The following is a 14,266-nucleotide window of genomic DNA, read 5'->3' on the forward strand; positions in this document are numbered from 1 at the left end:
GCGGGCGGCCGTTCGTTGCGGGGCGGGGGCGATCAGCCGCCGCGGCGCATCAGGTCGAAGAACTCGGAGTTGCTCTTCGTCTGGCGGATCTTGTCGAGCAGGAATTCCATCGCCTCGACTTCGTCCATGTCGTGAATGAACTTGCGCAGCACCCAGATCTTTTGAAGGATCTCGGGCTTGATCAGCATTTCTTCGCGGCGCGTGCCCGACTTGTTCAGGTTGATCGACGGATAGACGCGCTTTTCCGCGAGACGACGCTCGAGGTGCACTTCCATGTTGCCGGTGCCCTTGAATTCTTCGTAGATCACGTCGTCCATGCGGCTGCCGGTTTCGATCAGCGCGGTGCCGATGATCGTCAGCGAGCCGCCTTCCTCGATGTTGCGCGCCGCGCCGAAGAAGCGCTTCGGGCGCTGCAGCGCGTTCGCGTCGACACCGCCCGTCAGCACCTTGCCCGACGCCGGGATCACGGTGTTGTATGCGCGTGCGAGACGCGTGATCGAGTCGAGCAGGATCACGACGTCGTGCTTCATTTCGACGAGGCGCTTGGCCTTCTCGATCACCATTTCGGCGACCTGCACGTGACGCGTGGCCGGTTCGTCGAACGTCGAGGCGATCACTTCGCCGGCGACGGAGCGCTGCATTTCGGTCACTTCTTCGGGGCGCTCGTCGATCAGCAGCACGAACAGGATGACGTCCGGATGGTTCTGCTTGATCGCGTGTGCGATGTGCTGGAGCATCACGGTCTTGCCCGACTTCGGCGACGCGACGAGCAGGCCGCGCTGGCCCTTGCCGATCGGCGCGATCATGTCGATGATACGGCCCGTGACGTTCTCTTCGCCGCGCATTTCGCGTTCGAGCGACAGCGGCTTGTTCGGGTGCAGCGGCGTGAGGTTCTCGAACATGATCTTGTGTTTCGAGGCCTCGGGCGGCTGCCCGTTGACTTTGTCGACCTTCACCAGCGCGAAGTAGCGCTCGCCGTCCTTCGGCGTGCGGACTTCACCTTCGATGGTGTCGCCGGTGTGCAGGTTGAAGCGGCGGATCTGCGACGGGCTGATATAGATGTCGTCGGTGCTCGCGAGGTACGACATTTCCGGCGAGCGCAGGAAGCCGAAACCGTCCGGCAGCACTTCGAGCGTGCCGTCGCCGAAGATCGTCTCTCCCGTCTTGGCGCGCTTTTTGAGAATGGCGAACATCAGCTCCTGCTTGCGCAGGCGGTTCGCGTTTTCGATCTCCAGGCCATTGGCCATTTCGATCAGTTCGGACACGTGCAGAGACTTGAGCTCGGATAAATGCATACGGAGAACCCGCCAGGGAGGAGAAGCGACGAAAAGGAATAAGGGAGGAGGGCGAGCGGAAGCGCTCTGAGACTTAATGCGTCTTGTAGACGTTTTTTGATTCTAGCATACGCCGATTCGCGCCTGAGCGGCCGATCGGCGGCTTGACGGCGGACGTGTTGTCGGTTGACAACACGTCCGCGGAACGGCCGGTATTACAGGTGGCTGTCCAGGAATGCGGTGAGCTGCGACTTCGACAGCGCGCCGACCTTCTGCGCGGCGGCCGCGCCGTTCTTGAACAGGATCAGCGTCGGGATGCCGCGCACGCCGAACTTCGCGGGCGTTGCCTGGTTGTCGTCGACGTTGATCTTCGCGATCTGCAGCTTGTCGCCGTAATCCTTCGCGACTTCGTCGAGGATCGGGGCGATCATCTTGCACGGGCCGCACCATTCGGCCCAGAAGTCGACGAGCACGGGCTTGTCGGATTTGACGACGTCCTGTTCGAACGATGCGTCGCTGATGTGTTTGATCTGTTCGCTCATTGGGTCAATACCTCTTACGGTTCGGGGACTGCCTGCTCGGCGCGTTGCGGCGCTCCGGCGGCCTTATTGGCTACCGGCCGCTGCGGCAGGTCACTCCGCTCTCCGAAGGAAGGGCGTAAGCGCTGCATGGCGCGGCTCGCGGGTCGTTCGGGCGTCATATTAGCCTAAATTGCTATCTGCTGCGGGCAGCGATAGTAGCCGCTACGCGAGTAGGGGTACGACGCGCCGTTCGACCGTTGTGTCCCGAAGGTGGAGGCCGGCGTGCAAAATACAAGAGTCACGAAGCGTCACGATATATATTCGCAAGCCCGCGCTGGAGTGGCGCGCCCGTACGCGCGTCGGTTTGCTCGATCTTTCGCTTTGTTGCGAACAAACGGTCGCATTCGGCAGGAAGCGGTGATAGAATATGCCGTGACGGGCCTCCTCGCATGGTGGGGCGGTGAACCTGGTCAGGTCGGGAACGAAGCAGCCACAATCGTTTTCCGCCAGTGCCGAGGGTCGGGCTCGTCACCTTTCCTCTCGCCCCGTTCGCCGGGCGTTTTTTATTTCTGCGTCATTCTCCGTTTTACCTGCGTGTTGCCCGTTTTCCGCACCGTTTCGCGTGTCGGCGCAACGCAGCGTTACTGATACAATTTCCCGATGACCTATCAAGTTCTCGCACGCAAGTGGCGTCCGAAGGATTTCGCTTCGCTCGTCGGCCAGGAGCACGTCGTCAGGGCGCTCACGCACGCGCTCGATGGCGGGCGTCTCCATCACGCCTATCTGTTTACCGGAACCCGCGGCGTCGGCAAGACGACACTGTCGCGGATCTTCGCGAAGGCGCTCAACTGCGAAACCGGCGTCACGTCGCAGCCGTGCGGTGTGTGCCGCGCGTGCCGCGAGATCGACGAAGGCCGCTTCGTCGATTACGTCGAAATGGACGCGGCGAGCAACCGCGGCGTCGACGAAATGGCCGCGCTGCTCGAGCGCGCGGTGTACGCGCCCGTCGATGCGCGCTTCAAGGTCTACATGATCGACGAAGTGCACATGCTGACGAACCACGCGTTCAACGCGATGCTGAAGACGCTCGAGGAGCCGCCGCCGCACGTCAAGTTCATCCTCGCGACGACCGATCCGCAGAAGATTCCCGTCACCGTGCTGTCGCGCTGCCTGCAGTTCAATCTGAAGCAGATGCCGGCCGGGCACATCGTGTCGCATCTCGAACGGATCCTCGGCGAAGAGCGCATCTCGTTCGAGCAGCAGGCGCTGCGCCTGCTCGCGCGTGCCGCGCAGGGCAGCATGCGCGATGCGCTGTCGCTGACCGATCAGGCGATCGCCTATTCGGCGAACGAAGTGACCGAATCGGCCGTGTCGGGCATGCTCGGCGCACTTGACCAGACCTACATGGTGCGCCTGCTCGATGCGCTCGCGGGCGGCAACGGCCCGGAGATTCTCGCGATCGCCGACGAGATGTCGCTGCGCAGCCTGTCCTTTTCCACCGCGCTGCAGGATCTTGCGAGCCTGCTGCATCGGATCGCATGGGCGCAGTTCGCGCCGGGCTCGGTCCTCGACGAATGGCCGGAAGCGGCCGACCTGCGCCGCTTCGCGGAGACGCTGAGCCCCGAGCAGGTTCAACTGTTCTATCAGATCGCGACGGTCGGGCGCGCGGAGCTCGGCCTCGCGCCGGACGAATACGCCGGCTTCACGATGACGTTGCTGCGGATGCTCGCGTTCGAGCCGGCCGTCGGCGCCGGCAGTGCGCCGGGCGGTCAGCCGGCCGTGCCGCGTGCCGTATCCGCGCCCGCGTCGCCGCGTGTGGCTGCCGCCGCGTCGGCGGCGCCCAAGCCGTCTTCGGTACCGGCAGCCGCCGCGGACGCAGCGCGCCCGCAAGCGGCCGCTCCGGTCGCGCCTGCTGCGCGTCCGTCGCCGCCCCGGTCTGACGATCCCGTGACTCCGCCTGCCGTGAAGCCTGTTTCGACGCCGGCAGCGGCCGCGGCGCCGGTCGCGCCGCAGCCGGAAGCGAACGTGGCACCGCAAGCGGCGCCGACGAGCGATGCGTTGCCCACTGTCCGCAACGAACCCGAATTGCCTGCTGCCGCCAAGCGCAACGACGAACCGGCGCCGGCTGCCGAACAGGCGCCGCGTGCAGTGCCGGCCGAGTCCGCCGCGCGCCCGTCGGCCCGCGGGGGGGCGGCCGCCGCACTCGACGTGCTGCGCAATGCCGGCATGCGCGTGTCGTCCGAACGCTCGCGGACGGGCGGCGCGTCGAAACCGGCGCCGGCCCAGCCGGCCCCGGAGAAACCGGCGGCATCGCGACCTGCCGTGCAGGTGCCGACGCCGCGCGCTGCGGCACGCGCGCCGCAGCCGGCCGACACGCGTCAGGCCCCGCCGCCGTGGGAAGACATTCCGCCGGACGAATACGTGCCGCTCAGCGCCGACGAGATGTTCGGCGGTGCGGCGGACGACGGCTTCGTGCCTGTGTTCGACAGCGGCCCCGACGACGTGCGCATTGCGCCGAAGCCGGCTGAGGCCCGTCCGTCCGCGCCGGTCGACACGCGCCCGCTGCCGCCCGCGATCGCGCTCGATCCGGTCGGTTTCGACGGCGAATGGCCGGCGCTGGCCGCACGGCTGCCGCTGAAGGGCGTCGCGTATCAGCTCGCGTTCAACAGCGAGCTGACGGCCGTCGACGCGACGACGTTGAAACTGTCCGTGCCGGTGCCGCAGTATGCGGACGCCGCCCAGGTCGCGAAGCTGAAGGCCGCCCTGGCCGACGCGCTCGGCAAGCCCGTCGAGGTCGCGGTCGAGGTCGGGCCCGCACGGCGCACCGCGGCGGCGCTGGATGCGGCTGCGCGTGCGGCACGCCAGCGCGAGGCCGAGCAGGACATCCATGGCGATCCGTTCGTCCAGCAGCTCGTGCGTGACTTCGGCGCGCGTATCGTTGAAGGCTCGGTGCGGCCGCTCGCCGATTCGGCGCCGGACGGCACGCCTCCGACGCTGCATTGAACGAATCGCACCGCGACAGGCACAATCACGCCCGCACACATTGACCGGCACGCGCCGCGTGCCGGTTTTCACACGATCAAGAAGGAGTATTCCCATGTTGAAAGGCAACCTCGCCGGACTGATGAAGCAAGCGCAGCAAATGCAGGAAAACATGAAGAAGATGCAGGAGCAGCTTGCGCAGATCGAAGTCGAAGGGCAGTCGGGTGCCGGCCTCGTCAAGGTGACGATGACCTGCCGCAACGAAGTGCGTCGCGTGGCGATCGACCCGAGCCTGCTCGCGGACGACAAGGACATGCTCGAGGATCTGGTCGCGGCCGCGTTCAACGATGCCGTGCGCAGGGCCGAGGCGACGTCGCAGGAAAAGATGAGCGGCATGACGTCGGGCCTGCCGCTGCCCCCGGGCTTCAAGCTGCCGTTCTGAGCGCAGCGTCCATTCAGCTTTCAGCCGCCGTATGAAACAGCCGTCCGCCCTGTCCGCGCTCGTCGAAGCGTTGCGCGTATTGCCCGGCGTCGGGCCGAAATCCGCGCAGCGCATGGCGTACCACCTGATGCAGCACGATCGGGAGGGCGCGGAGCGGCTCGGCCGGTCGCTGCTGTTCGCGACCGAGCACCTGCAGCACTGCGAGAAGTGCAATACGTTCACGGAAGCGCAGATCTGCGAGGTGTGCAGCGACGAGGAGCGTGATCCGACGCTGCTGTGCGTCGTCGAGACGCCGGCCGACCAGATCATGCTCGAGCAGACGATGACGTATCGCGGGCTGTATTTCGTGCTGATGGGGCGGCTGAGCCCGCTCGACGGGATCGGCCCGAAGGAAATCCATTTCGACCGCCTCGTGCGGCGCGCGTCCGACGGGATCGTCAAGGAGGTCGTGCTCGCGACCAACTTCACGAACGAGGGCGAAGCCACCGCGCACTACCTCGGCCAGACGCTGAAGGCGCGTGGGCTCGCGGTCACGCGCCTCGCGCGCGGCGTGCCGGTGGGCGGCGAGCTCGAATACGTCGACGCGGGCACGATCGCCCGCGCGATGCTCGACCGCCGCACGATGTAAGCCGGGCGCCGCCGGCCGGCGGCGCCGTTTCTCATGTCAGGGAGACACATGAGCACCAGCCAGGGCCCCCTCGCGGGCGTCAAAGTGCTCGAATTCGGGACGCTGATCGCGGGGCCGTTCGCGTCGCGCCTCTTTGCTGAATTCGGCGCGGAAGTGATCAAGATCGAGGATCCGAACGGCGGCGACCCGCTGCGCAAGTGGCGCAAGCTGCATCCGGAGCAGGGCGGCACGTCGTTGTGGTGGTCGGTCCAGGCACGCAACAAGAAATCGGTCACCCTCAACCTGAAATCCGATGCCGGCAAGACGATCGCGCGGCAGCTCGCACGCGAGGCCGACATCGTGATCGAAAACTTCCGCCCGGGCCTGCTCGAGAAGCTCGGGCTCGGCTACGACGTGCTGTCGGCCGACAACCCCAGTCTCGTGATGGTGCGCCTGTCCGGCTACGGGCAGACGGGCCCGTACCGCGACCGGCCCGGCTTCGGCGCGATCGCCGAATCGATGGGCGGGTTGCGCCACATCACCGGCTATCCGGACCTGCCGCCGCCGCGCATCGGCATCTCGATCGGCGACTCGATCGCCGCGCTGCACGGCGTGATCGGCGCGCTGATGGCACTTCACCACCGCAAGGTGAACGGCGGCGCGGGGCAGGTGGTCGACGTTGCGCTGTATGAAGCGGTGTTCAACATGATGGAAAGCGTGGTCCCCGAGTACGGCGTGTACGGGATGGTGCGCGAGCGCACCGGCGCGTCGCTGCCGGGCATCGTGCCGTCGAACACCTACGCGTGCCGCGACGGCAGCATCGTGATCGGCGGCAACAGCGACCCGATCTTCAAGCGACTGATGAAGGCGATCGAACGCGACGATCTCGCCGACGATCCGGCGCTTGCACGGAACGATGGACGCGTGCCGCGCACGCAGGAGATCGACGATGCGATCGCCGCGTGGCTCGCGCCGCGCACGATCGACGAGGCGCTCGTCGTGCTCAACGCGGCCGACGTGCCGGCCGGGCGCATCTACAGCGCCGCCGACATGTTCACCGATCCGCAGTTCGTCGCGCGGCAGATGATCCAGCGTTTCAAGCTGGCCGACGGCACCGACATTCCACTGCCGAACATCACGCCGAAGCTGTCCGACACGCCGGGTGAAACGCGCTGGCTCGGGCCCGAACTCGGCGAGCATACGGACGAGGTGCTGCGCGGCCTCGGCTACGACGCACAGGCGATCGCCGCGCTGCGCGAGGCCGGCGCGATCTGAGCGCCCCAAGACCGGGCGCTTCGCGTCGGGCCTCCGCGAGGGCAACCTCTCCCGACGGGCACCCTTCAGGGCGGAAAGCGCTAGGCGGCATAACGTTGTCTCGCGCCTGCGGAACGCTGCCGCGCAATGCGGCGGCGCACCGTGCACGCAGGCCCGTCCGCAGCCGCCTGACTGTCGCTCTCGCGCCATCTTTCCTCGGTTACAATCGCCGGATGCGAATCCTACTCAGCAACGACGACGGCTATCTCGCCCCCGGTCTCGCCGCGCTCAGCGACGCGCTGCAGCCGCTTGCCGACCTCACGGTGATCGCGCCCGAGCAGAACTGCAGCGGCGCATCGAATTCCCTCACGCTGTCGCGGCCGCTATCGGTGCAGCGCGCGACGAATACGGGTTTCTTCTACGTGAACGGCACGCCGACCGATTCGGTGCACGTCGCGTTGACGGGGATGGCCGACGCGAGGCCCGACCTCGTCGTGTCCGGGATCAACAACGGCCAGAACATGGGCGAAGACACGCTCTATTCAGGGACAGTTGCGGCCGCCACCGAAGGCATCATGTTCGGCGTGCCGGCCATCGCGTTTTCGCTGGCCGAGAAGGGCTGGGCGCATCTGGCGGACGCGGCGCGCGTCGCCGCGGAAATCGTCGAACACTATCTCGCGCATCCGCTGCCCGGTCAGCCGCTGCTGAACGTCAATATTCCGAATCTGCCGTACGACGAACTGAAAGGCTGGCAGGTCACGCGCCTCGGCAAGCGTCACCCGTCGCAGCCGGTGATTCGCCAGACCGACCCGCGCGGCGAGCCGGTCTACTGGATCGGTGCCGCGGGTGCGGCGCTGGACGCGAGCGAAGGCACCGATTTCCACGCCGTCGCAAACGGTTTCGTATCGATCACGCCGCTGCAGCTCGATCTCACGCATACGCAAATGCTGCCTGCGACGCGCGAATGGGTGCGCGCAGGAGGGCGGGCTTCATGAGCGGCGAGCGCGCGAAGCGGTTTCCGCTCGCGCTCGAAGATCTCAAGCGAGCGCCACGCAAATCGGAAGGCCGGGCCGGCGAACGCCATGCGGCGGGCGCGGTGCCGAAGGCCGTCGACAAGTCCGCCGCGGTGCTGAAGCCGGTGGCGGTGAAGACGGGCGTCGCCCGCCCGGTGCACGGCACGACCGCGAAGCCGGCGACCGCGCCGAAACCGACCGTGCCGAAGCCCGCGATGCCCAAGCCGGCTGCGCCGAGCGTCGCGCCGGCCGGTGCGTTCGCGCTGACTTCGGAACGTGTGCGCGAGCGCATGGTCGAACGCCTGCGCGCGAACGGCGTGACCGACGCGCGCGTGCTGGATGCGATGGCCGCGGTGCCGCGCCACATGTTCGTGGATCCGGGGCTCGCGACGCAGGCCTATGAGGATGCCGCGCTGCCGATCGGCCACCAGCAAACGATTTCAAAGCCGTCGGTCGTCGCGCGCATGATCGAGCTCGCGATGGCCGGCCGCACGCTCGAGCGCGTCCTTGAGATCGGCACCGGTTGCGGCTACCAGGCCGCGGTGCTGAGTCACGTGGCGCGCGACGTGTATTCGATTGAACGCATCAAGCCGCTCTACGAGCGCGCGAAGCTGAACCTGCGGCCGCTGCGCGTGCCGAACATCCGTCTGCATTACGGCGACGGGCGTGTCGGCCTGCCGGCTGCGGGCCCGTTCGACGCGATCGTGATCGCGGCGGCGGGGCTCGACGTGCCGCAGGCGCTGCTCGAGCAACTCGCGATCGGCGGGCGGCTCGTCGCGCCGGTCGGCGCGCAGAGCGGGCAGCCCCAGGTGCTCACGCTCGTCGAGCGCGTCGCGCACGCGCAATGGCGGGAGTCGCGGCTTGATCGCGTTTTCTTTGTCCCTTTAAAATCCGGAGTGATTTGAAACCGATGAGTATGTTGCGCGCGATGCAAAACAACCGAACCAGGGAACCGCTCACGTTCGCCCAGCGCGCGATCTGTGTGGCCGCGTTCTCCACGCTACTGGCCGCCTGTGCGACGCGGCTCGACAACGCGCCCGTCGTCGACCGCTCCGGAACGCTCGGTACGACCGCCGCCGCGCAGCCGGCGGTGCCGCTCGGCCCGCCGCCGCCCGGCTTCTACCGTGTGAAACCGGGCGATACGCTGTACCGGATCGCGCTCGAAAACGGGCAGAATTATCGCGACATCGCCACGTGGAACAACCTGGCGAACCCGAACCAGATCGAAGTCGACCAATTGCTGCGCGTCGCGCCGCCGGGCGGTGCCGCGGTTGCCGGCTCGCCGGCTGCCGCGCCGATCGCCGGCGCTGCCGTCGCGACCGCACCGCTCAGCAGCGGTCCCGCGACGCCGGCCGCGGGCTCGTCGTCCGCGAGCACGCCGCCGGCTGCCGCCGCATCGAGCGATACGGCCGCAGCGCCCAGCGGCCCCGTGACGTTTGCATGGCCCGTGCGCGGCCCGGTGCTGAACGGTTTCGACGACGCGAAGAACAAGGGCGTCAATATCGGCGGCGCGTCCGGCGAGGCCGTGAAGGCGGCGGCCGACGGCCGCGTCGTCTACTCGGGCAACGGCCTGCGTGGTTACGGCAACCTCATTATCATCAAGCACGATGCAACTTACCTCACAGCGTATGCACACAATCGCGCTTTGATGGTAAAAGAGGGGGACGCGGTGACGAAGGGGCAAAAGATCGCCGAGATGGGTAACAGCGATGCCGACCGCGTGATGCTGCATTTCGAGGTTCGCCGGCAGGGTAAACCTGTCGATCCGCTGAAGTATTTGCCGCCTCAATAACCGAGACGACCATGCCGAAATCGAAGCGCCACGAGCCGCAAGCCGAGTCTGAGAAGATCAGTCGTGCCACGCAAGCATCGGCGGAGCGAGCTGGCGCTTCGACGGACGACGAAGACGACGTCGCGGAAAACGAACGTGATCTCGAGGCGCGCGACGCCGAAACGGACGGCGACGACGAGCGCGAAGGCCGTGCGGAAGCCGCGCCCGACGTCGACGATTTCCGCGCATTGCTGCAGGCCGAACTCACGGCCGACACGATCCAGCATTACCTGAATCGCATCAGCGTGAAGCCGCTCCTGACCGTCGAGGAGGAGCAGCGCTATTCGCGTCTCGCGAAGGCTGGCGAATTCGAGGCGCGGCAGGTGATGATCGAGCGCAACCTGCGTCTCGTCGTCAGCATCGCGAAGGGTTACCTGAACCGCGGCGTGCCGTTGCTTGACCTGATCGAGGAAGGCAACCTCGGCCTGATGCACGCGATCGAAAAATTCGACCCGACGCGCGGCTTTCGTTTCTCGACCTACGCGACATGGTGGATCCGCCAGAGCATCGAACGGGCGATCATGAACCAGGCTCGCACCGTGCGCCTGCCCGTGCACGTGATCCGCGAGCTGAACCAGGTGCTGCGTGCGAAGCGCCACCTCGAAAAGAATTCGATGTCGACGGGCGAGGCGGCCGAGCGCCGCGAAGCCAGCATCGACGACATCGCCTATCTCACCGGCAAGACCGCCGAGGAAGTCACCGACATCCTCGCGCTCAACGAGCACACCGCGTCGCTCGACGCGCCGCTCGATCTCGATCCCGCGAGCAGTCTGCTCGACCTGCTGCCCGACGACCAGAGCCAGTCGCCCGACGCCGAGGTGCAGCACCGCGAACTCGAGACGCTGACGCGCGCGTGGCTGTCGCGGCTGTCCGACAAGCATCGGCACGTGATCGAGCGTCGCTTCGGCCTGAACCACATCGAACCGGCCACGCTCGAGGAGCTGGCCGACGAGATGGGGCTCACGCGCGAGCGCGTGCGGCAGATCCAGCAGGAAGCGCTGGTGCGCCTCAAGCGGTTCTTTGCCTCCAACGGCGTGCGCAAGGACGCCGTTCTGTAACCGATGACTCCGATTCTCGTTTTTGACATCGAGACCATTCCCGATGTCGACGGCATTCGCCGTCTGGAAGACCTGCCCGCGACGCTCGACGATGCCGCGGTGGCCGAACATGCGTTCGCCGCGCGCCGCGAGAAGACCGGCAGCGATTTCCTGCCGCATCACCTGCAGCGCATCGCGGCGATCTCCTGCGTGTTCCGCGACAACAACGGTTTTCGCGTGCGCTCGCTGGGCACGCCCCAGGACAACGAGGCGACGCTGGTCCAGTCGTTCTATCGCGTGATCGAGAAATACACGCCGCAGCTCGTGTCGTGGAACGGCGGCGGCTTCGATCTGCCGGTGCTCCACTACCGTGCGCTCGTGCACGGGATCCCCGCGACGCGCTACTGGGATCTGGGCGAGGACGACCGCGACTTCAAGTGGAACAACTACATCTCGCGCTATCACTCGCGACACACCGATCTGATGGACGTGCTCGCGATGTATCAGGCGCGCGCGAATGCGCCGCTCGACGCGCTCGCGAAGCTGTGCGGTTTTCCGGGCAAGCTCGGGATGGACGGCAGCCAGGTGTGGCCCGCGTTCCAGGACGGCCGGATCGAGGAAATCCGCAACTATTGCGAAACCGACGTCGTCAATACTTACCTGCTGTATTGCCGGTTCCAGCTGATGCGCGGCGGCCTGACGCCGAGCGAATACGCTGACGAGATCCTGCTCGTGAAGAACGCGCTGGCACAGGAGCCCGCGTCGCATTGGGCCGAATACCTGGCCGGTTTCGAGGTGTGATGCGGGCGGCTCGCGCCGCGGCAGCGATCAATCGAGTTCGAGCACGACAGGCTGGTGATCCGACGCGCGCAGGTCGCCGTCGATCTCGCAGCGCGTGATGCGTGGCAGCAGCGTATCGGTCACGAACACGAAATCGCATGCGAGCGGTCCTTCCGACCATTGCGCCGTATCGTAGACGCCGGCAGTCGGCGGCGGCGTGCAGCACGGGTGGCGGGCAATCCACGCATCGGCGAACGGCGGCGCGTCGTCGATCGGCGCCAGCATGCGCCGGTACGCGTCGCTGTCGAACGCGCTGTTGAAATCGCCGCAGACGATCGCGTCGCGCGGCTGGCCGGTCGCGCTGAACGGCCCCGTCGCGTTTTCCGCCGGCGCGGGCCGGTCCGCGTGGGCGCAGGCCTCGCGATGCCGATCACGCAACGCATCGACCTGCGCGAGTCGCTGACGCGCCGAATAGAATTCGAGGTGCGTCGTGACGACCCGCAGCGGGCCCGACGGCGTCACCAGCTCGACGTCGAGCGCGACACGCGGCATTGACGGTGCGCCCGCGTCCGCCGGCCACGGCAGCAGGTGGCGCAGCACGCGCCGGACGGGTAGCCGGGACGCGATCGCATTGCCGAACTGGCGGCGCGGCGCGCCGGGTTCGAGCGCCGGCAAGTCGGCGCCGATCGCGTCGACGATCGTATAGCCGGGCAGCAAAGCCGCCAGTTCGGCGAACTGGTCGGGGCCCGGCCGGCCGGGGAGGGCGCCGAAGCCGCGCGTCACTTCCTGCAGACACAACACGTCGAAGTCGCCGAGCCCGCGGGCGGCGGCGATGGTGCGGGGGAGGTCGACGACGCCGTCCGCGTCCCGACCCCATTGAACGTTCCAGTCGATCAGTCGCATGGTCGAGTCTCCTGAGTCTTCCTCGAGCAGAATTTGTGCCGTTCATGGCCTGGCGCGGGACGCGGCGCATGCGGGCCGGCGGCAGACCGTTCCTGAATGACGCGACGCGGTAGACGCATCCATCTGGACGCTTGCGCCACGAAAGCAGGCGATGCGGGCTTTCGTCGTCTACAATCTCGCCTTCTTCAACGTTTTGTCAGGAAAAGCTGGTGTCCGAAGCCGTCCCCACTTCTGCGCGCAAATCGAAAAATGCGCCCGTCGCGCCCGGGCCTGCCCCGGTTCTCGAGATCGAATCGCTCGACATGGAAGCGCGCGGTGTCGGCCGCACGACGACCGAAGACGGCTCGCCGGGCAAGGTCATCTTCGTCGAGGGCGCACTGCCCGGCGAGCGCGTGACCTATTCGAGCTATCGTCGCAAGCCGAGCTACGAGCAGGCGACCGTTGTCGATATTCTGCGCCCGAGCGTGCTGCGCACGCAGCCGAAGTGCAAATTCTTTGGCACCTGCGGCGGCTGCTCGATGCAGCACCTCGACATGCGTGCGCAGGTGGCGATCAAGCAGCGAGTGCTCGAGGACAACCTGTGGCACCTGTCGAAGCTGCGCGCCGAGACGGTGTTCGCGCCGATCCACGGCCCGTCGTGGGGCTACCGCTACCGTGCGCGCCTGACCGTGCGCAACGTCGCGAAGAAGGGCGGCGTGCTGGTTGGATTCCATGAAAAGAAGAGCAGCTATGTCGCCGACATGACGAGCTGCGAAGTGCTGCCGCCGCACGTGTCGGCGATGCTCGTGCCGCTGCGTCGGCTGGTGGAGGGGCTGTCGATCCGTGACCGGATGCCGCAGATCGAGCTTGCGGTCGGTTCGCAAGTCACGGCGCTGGTGCTGCGCGTGCTGGAGCCGATCAATGCGGATGACGAAGCGCTGCTGCGCGCGTTCGCGGACGAGCACAAGGTGCAATTCTGGCTTCAGCCGAAGGGTCCGGACACGGTCACGCCGTTCTATCCGCTCGACGTGCCGCTCGACTACACGCTGCCGGAGTTCGGCATCCGCATGCCGTTCAAGCCGACCGACTTCACGCAGGTCAACCATCAGATCAACCGCGTGCTGGTGGGCCGCGCACTGCGCCTGCTCGCGCCGTCGCGCGACGATCGCGTGCTCGACCTGTTCTGCGGGATCGGCAACTTCACGCTGCCGCTGGCGCGGCTGTCGCGCGAGGTGATGGGCATCGAAGGCAGCGAGACGCTGACGACGCGTGCGCTGGCGAATGCGCGCGAGAACGGTGTCGACGGCCACACGACGTTCGCGTGCCGGAACCTGTTCGAGGTCGCGGGCGACGACCTCCGTGCGCTCGGCGCGTTCGACAAGTTCCTGATCGATCCGCCGCGCGAAGGCGCGCTCGCGGTGTCGAAGGCGCTGGCCGAAATCGCGCAGAGTGGCGAAGGCCCGCTGCCGAAGCGCATCGTCTACGTGTCGTGCAACCCGTCGACGCTCGCGCGCGACGCGGGCCTGCTCGTGCACGAGGCCGGCTATCGGCTGAAGGGTGCCGGGGTCGTGAACATGTTCCCGAATACGTCGCACGTCGAATCGATCGCGCTGTTCGAGCGCGATTGAGCGGACGGGCGGCGG

Annotated in this window: 13 protein-coding genes and 1 other RNA gene; 11 read left to right on the plus strand and 3 right to left on the minus strand. The window is 66.9% G+C overall.

Features of this window, described 5'->3' with window-relative positions; translation table 11 throughout:
* Positions 1-32: 32 nt before the first annotated feature.
* Entirely contained in the window at positions 33-1,295 is a 1,263-nt protein-coding gene (rho, locus tag ACV22V_RS05610; protein ID WP_006478662.1) for a transcription termination factor Rho, read from the minus strand.
* A gap of 194 nt (positions 1,296-1,489) precedes the next feature.
* Positions 1,490-1,816, minus strand: coding sequence for a thioredoxin TrxA (gene trxA, locus ACV22V_RS05615; RefSeq protein WP_006402348.1), 327 nt, complete (start codon positions 1,814-1,816; stop codon positions 1,490-1,492).
* 413 nt (positions 1,817-2,229) lie between these two features.
* On the opposite strand from trxA, the gene ffs reads away from it, so the two are divergent.
* From ffs to ACV22V_RS05665, 10 genes are all read left to right on the plus strand, one after another.
* Positions 2,230-2,328: signal recognition particle sRNA small type (gene ffs, locus ACV22V_RS05620), an RNA gene on the plus strand.
* A 127-nt stretch (positions 2,329-2,455) separates the two neighbouring features.
* Entirely contained in the window at positions 2,456-4,798 is a 2,343-nt protein-coding gene (gene dnaX, locus ACV22V_RS05625; protein ID WP_448013210.1) for a DNA polymerase III subunit gamma/tau, read from the plus strand.
* Positions 4,799-4,892: 94 nt separating this feature from the next.
* Positions 4,893-5,219, plus strand: coding sequence for a YbaB/EbfC family nucleoid-associated protein (locus ACV22V_RS05630; RefSeq protein WP_212172136.1), 327 nt, complete (start codon positions 4,893-4,895; stop codon positions 5,217-5,219).
* 31 nt (positions 5,220-5,250) lie between these two features.
* A complete protein-coding gene (gene recR / locus ACV22V_RS05635) occupies positions 5,251-5,847 on the plus strand; it encodes a recombination mediator RecR (RefSeq protein WP_014896897.1) in 597 nt (198 codons plus the stop codon).
* Between the two features lie 48 nt (positions 5,848-5,895).
* Entirely contained in the window at positions 5,896-7,101 is a 1,206-nt protein-coding gene (locus tag ACV22V_RS05640; RefSeq protein ID WP_448013211.1) for a CaiB/BaiF CoA transferase family protein, read from the plus strand.
* Between the two features lie 212 nt (positions 7,102-7,313).
* Positions 7,314-8,075, plus strand: coding sequence for a 5'/3'-nucleotidase SurE (surE, locus tag ACV22V_RS05645; RefSeq protein WP_059529905.1), 762 nt, complete (start codon positions 7,314-7,316; stop codon positions 8,073-8,075).
* On the plus strand, positions 8,072-8,998 hold the full coding sequence (locus ACV22V_RS05650; RefSeq protein WP_448013212.1) for a protein-L-isoaspartate(D-aspartate) O-methyltransferase: 927 nt from the start codon (positions 8,072-8,074) through the stop codon (positions 8,996-8,998). Before surE ends, ACV22V_RS05650 begins: the two co-directional genes overlap by 4 nt.
* Positions 8,999-9,003: 5 nt before the next feature.
* A complete protein-coding gene (locus tag ACV22V_RS05655) occupies positions 9,004-9,885 on the plus strand; it encodes a peptidoglycan DD-metalloendopeptidase family protein (protein WP_448013213.1) in 882 nt (293 codons plus the stop codon).
* 11 nt (positions 9,886-9,896) lie between these two features.
* Complete coding sequence (gene rpoS, locus ACV22V_RS05660; RefSeq protein ID WP_059529914.1) at positions 9,897-10,982, plus strand: RNA polymerase sigma factor RpoS; 1,086 nt, start codon at positions 9,897-9,899, stop codon at positions 10,980-10,982.
* A gap of 3 nt (positions 10,983-10,985) precedes the next feature.
* A complete protein-coding gene (locus ACV22V_RS05665) occupies positions 10,986-11,762 on the plus strand; it encodes a 3'-5' exonuclease (protein ID WP_059529916.1) in 777 nt (258 codons plus the stop codon).
* A gap of 27 nt (positions 11,763-11,789) precedes the next feature.
* On the opposite strand, the gene ACV22V_RS05670 is transcribed toward ACV22V_RS05665, so the two are convergent.
* Positions 11,790-12,644, minus strand: coding sequence for an endonuclease/exonuclease/phosphatase family protein (locus ACV22V_RS05670; protein ID WP_448013214.1), 855 nt, complete (start codon positions 12,642-12,644; stop codon positions 11,790-11,792).
* A gap of 209 nt (positions 12,645-12,853) precedes the next feature.
* Between ACV22V_RS05670 and rlmD the strand changes: the two genes are divergently transcribed.
* A complete protein-coding gene (rlmD, locus tag ACV22V_RS05675; RefSeq protein WP_448013215.1) occupies positions 12,854-14,251 on the plus strand; it encodes a 23S rRNA (uracil(1939)-C(5))-methyltransferase RlmD in 1,398 nt (465 codons plus the stop codon).
* Positions 14,252-14,266: the final 15 nt, after the last annotated feature.

It is taken from the genome of Burkholderia sp. AW33-5, assembly GCF_053427615.1.

Bases quoted from the DNA above. Each gene is read 5' to 3' on its own strand.
- surE (WP_059529905.1), top strand. From the start codon at position 7,314: ATGCGAATCCTACTCAGCAACGACGACGGCTATCTCGCCCCCGGTCTC.
- rho (WP_006478662.1), bottom strand. From the start codon at position 1,295: ATGCATTTATCCGAGCTCAAGTCTCTGCACGTGTCCGAACTGATCGAA.
- rpoS (WP_059529914.1), top strand. From the start codon at position 9,897: ATGCCGAAATCGAAGCGCCACGAGCCGCAAGCCGAGTCTGAGAAGATC.
- ACV22V_RS05665 (WP_059529916.1), top strand. From the start codon at position 10,986: ATGACTCCGATTCTCGTTTTTGACATCGAGACCATTCCCGATGTCGAC.
- ACV22V_RS05640 (WP_448013211.1), top strand. From the start codon at position 5,896: ATGAGCACCAGCCAGGGCCCCCTCGCGGGCGTCAAAGTGCTCGAATTC.
- ACV22V_RS05650 (WP_448013212.1), top strand. From the start codon at position 8,072: ATGAGCGGCGAGCGCGCGAAGCGGTTTCCGCTCGCGCTCGAAGATCTC.
- ACV22V_RS05630 (WP_212172136.1), top strand. From the start codon at position 4,893: ATGTTGAAAGGCAACCTCGCCGGACTGATGAAGCAAGCGCAGCAAATG.
- dnaX (WP_448013210.1), top strand. From the start codon at position 2,456: ATGACCTATCAAGTTCTCGCACGCAAGTGGCGTCCGAAGGATTTCGCT.
- ACV22V_RS05655 (WP_448013213.1), top strand. From the start codon at position 9,004: ATGAGTATGTTGCGCGCGATGCAAAACAACCGAACCAGGGAACCGCTC.
- ACV22V_RS05670 (WP_448013214.1), bottom strand. From the start codon at position 12,644: ATGCGACTGATCGACTGGAACGTTCAATGGGGTCGGGACGCGGACGGC.
- recR (WP_014896897.1), top strand. From the start codon at position 5,251: ATGAAACAGCCGTCCGCCCTGTCCGCGCTCGTCGAAGCGTTGCGCGTA.
- trxA (WP_006402348.1), bottom strand. From the start codon at position 1,816: ATGAGCGAACAGATCAAACACATCAGCGACGCATCGTTCGAACAGGAC.